A 2,878-nucleotide genomic window follows, 5' to 3' on the forward strand; every position below is an offset into this window, starting at 1 on the left:
GCGCCGGGGCGGGTGGGCAGTCCGATGTTGGTGCGGGTGCCGGTGACGACGTATCCCTTCACGCCGCCCGCGAGGGCGTTGCGGACGGCGCCGATGTCGTCGGCGGCGGAGAGCGCGAGGCCGTTGGGCCAGCCCGCGGCTCGGGTCTCGGAGAGGAGGGTCAGGCCGGAGCCGTCCGGCAGGTGGACGTCTGCCACGCAGATGTCACGGGGGTTGCCGATGCGGGGACGGGCCTCGGCGATGGACGAGGCCTCGATGACATCGCGGACACCGAGGGCCCACAGGTGCCGGGTGACGGTCGACCGGACGCGCGGATCGGCCACCACCACCATCGCGGTCGGCTTGTTCGGACGGTAGGCGACCAGGCTTGCGGGCTGCTCGAGGAGAACGGACACCAGGCCTCCTGGGGTGCGGGACGAGGGGTCGGCTCGCTGGGCTCGTGGGGTCGAAGCCGGGACGAACCGTGCTTTCAAGGTCACAGAGGTCTTCGGCATCAAACCTCTGCCCCTTTAGAGAATGATCACGATTTGGTGAGTAACAATCCGTGCAATTCGGACACGCCTTCGATCATTCGAAGACCGAACGGTGTCGCTTCACGTCGATACGAGGCCGAAAGTGGTCGTATCGACAAAGTGATGGTTTCGATCGGCGTGGCGGACACGACACGAGAAAGGACCGTGCCCCTCGGGGCACGGTCCTCGGACGGCGACGGGTCTCAGCGTGACTGGGGCCCCCGCCGCTGCGGCAGCGTCACCACGGCCGCGTCCCCCGGATCGACGGCGGGCGGCAGCCCGGCGATCTGGGCGAGCAGATCGCACCAGGACGCGAGGTGTGCCGCGGTGTCCGGGGCACCGCCCAGCACCTCCCGCGGGGTCCAGGACGCCCGGATCTCGATCTGCGAGGCAGCGGGCCGCGCGGCGAGCCCGCCGAAGTAGTGCGAGCCGGCCCGGGTCACCGTCCCGCTCGGCTCGCCGTACGACAGTCCGCGCGTCTGCAGTGCGCCGGTCAGCCAGGACCAGCACACCTCGGGCAGCAGGGGGTCCGCGGCCATCTCCGGCTCCAGCTCCGCGCGGACCAGCGTCACCAGCCGGAAGGAACCCTGCCAGGCGTCGTGGCCCGCCGGGTCGTACAGCAGGACGAGACGGCCGTCGGCCAGGTCCTCGTCGCCCTCGACGACCGCGGCCTCCAGGGCGTACGCGTAGGGGGCGAGCCGCTGCGGCGGCCGGGTGGGCTCGATCTCGATCTCCGGCCGCAGGCGTGTGGCCCTCAGCGCGTCGACCGCGGAGCGGAACGGCAACGGGGCCGTCCCACCCGCATCGCGCTCCCCCTCCTTCGCGTCGTCCATTCCGCCAGCGTCGTCCGACAGTCGTCCCTGAGCCGCAGCCATGCCGGAACAGTAAGGGGAACGGGGCCTCGGCGCAGGGCAAGACACCCGTGCGCTGGGTCACGGTCGGATCGCGCTCAGCGAACGCAGCCGGGCCGCGTCCCCGCGGTGGTGGCCGGAAACATTCGGTGCCCCGCGTTGTCCACAGCCCGGGCCGTCCCTGTCAAGCGGGCGTGCGAGACTTTGCCTCGTGAGTGCCAACGCCAGCCCCTCGGGCCACCAGCCGACCGCCACGTATGACTCCGCCTTCCTCAAGGCGTGCAGGCGCGAGCCCGTGCCGCACACGCCGGTGTGGTTCATGCGGCAGGCCGGGCGCTCACTGCCGGAGTACCTGAAGGTGCGCGAGGGCATCCCGATGCTGGAGTCGTGCATGCGGCCCGAGCTGGTCACGGAGATCACCCTCCAGCCGGTCCGCCGGCACCACGTGGACGCGGCGATCTACTTCAGCGACATCGTCGTCCCGCTCAAGGCCATCGGCATCGACCTCGACATCAAGCCCGGCGTCGGCCCGGTCGTCGAGCACCCGATCCGCAGCCGCGCCGACCTCGCCCAGCTGCGCGACCTGACCCCCGAGGACGTCTCGTACGTCACCGAGGCGATCAAGCTGCTCACCGCCGAGCTGGGCGGGACCCCGCTCATCGGCTTCGCCGGCGCCCCCTTCACCCTGGCCAGCTATCTCGTCGAGGGCGGCCCCTCCCGCACGTACGAGAACGCCAAGGCGATGATGTACGGCGACCCGGAGCTCTGGGCCGACCTGCTCGACCGGCTGGCCGAGATCACCGCCGCGTTCCTCCGCGTCCAGATCGAGGCCGGCGCCTCCGCCGTCCAGCTGTTCGACTCCTGGGCCGGCGCGCTCGCCCCCGCCGACTACCGCCGCTCGGTGCTGCCCGCCTCCGCGAAGGTCTTCGACGCCGTCGCCGGATACGGCGTCCCGCGCATCCACTTCGGCGTCGGCACCGGCGAGCTGCTGGGCCTCATGGGCGAGGCGGGCGCGGACGTCGTGGGCGTCGACTGGCGCGTTCCGCTCGACGAGGCCGCCCGCCGCGTCGGACCCGGCAAGGCGCTCCAGGGCAACCTCGACCCGACGGTCCTGTTCGCCGGCCCCGAGGCCGTCCGGACCAAGACGCGCGAGGTGCTCGACTCGGCCGCCGGCCTGGAGGGCCACGTCTTCAACCTGGGCCACGGCGTCCTGCCGTCCACCGACCCCGACGCGCTGACCCGCCTCGTGGAGTACGTCCACGAGCAGACCACGCGCTAGTGCTGTGAACCGGAAAGGTTCACCGGCTCGCGGCGTCCGGCACGGCACCTCGCGGCGTTGTCGCATGACCCGAGTACATCCAGTACGCGGGTCATGCTCCGCCTTGCGAGGCACCGCACCGGACGCAGCGAGCTTTCCGGCAAACCTTTCCGGCCACAGCACTAGATCGCCGACGGGGCGTCCACTGGATCGCCGGGGACGCGTCCGCGGGATCGTCGGGCGACGCGTCCGCCGGC

General features: G+C 71.7%; 3 protein-coding genes. 1 reads left to right on the forward strand and 2 read right to left on the reverse strand.

From position 1 onward, the window contains the following. A partial coding sequence (locus AOK23_RS29390) for a response regulator (RefSeq protein ID WP_169800345.1) occupies window positions 1–395 on the reverse strand: 395 nt, incomplete at its 3' end. 320 nt (window positions 396–715) lie between these two features. Beyond that, window positions 716–1,345 (reverse strand): DUF3000 domain-containing protein, encoded by a 630-nt coding sequence (locus tag AOK23_RS29395; RefSeq protein WP_055715627.1) that lies wholly within the window; start codon window positions 1,343–1,345, stop codon window positions 716–718. 229 nt (window positions 1,346–1,574) lie between these two features. Between AOK23_RS29395 and hemE the strand changes: the two genes are divergently transcribed. After that, window positions 1,575–2,642, forward strand: a complete 1,068-nt coding sequence (gene hemE, locus AOK23_RS29400) for a uroporphyrinogen decarboxylase (protein WP_055715628.1) — start codon at window positions 1,575–1,577, stop codon at window positions 2,640–2,642. The last annotated feature ends 236 nt before the right edge of the window (window positions 2,643–2,878 follow it).

The sequence above is a fragment of the Streptomyces torulosus genome (genome assembly GCF_001419765.1).
GTDB lineage: Bacteria > Actinomycetota > Actinomycetes > Streptomycetales > Streptomycetaceae > Streptomyces > Streptomyces torulosus.

What these genes read in the sequence shown, in the direction of transcription:
- AOK23_RS29395 (WP_055715627.1), bottom strand. Translation starts at nt 1,345, where the DNA reads ATGGACGACGCGAAGGAGGGGGAGCGCGATGCGGGTGGGACGGCCCCG.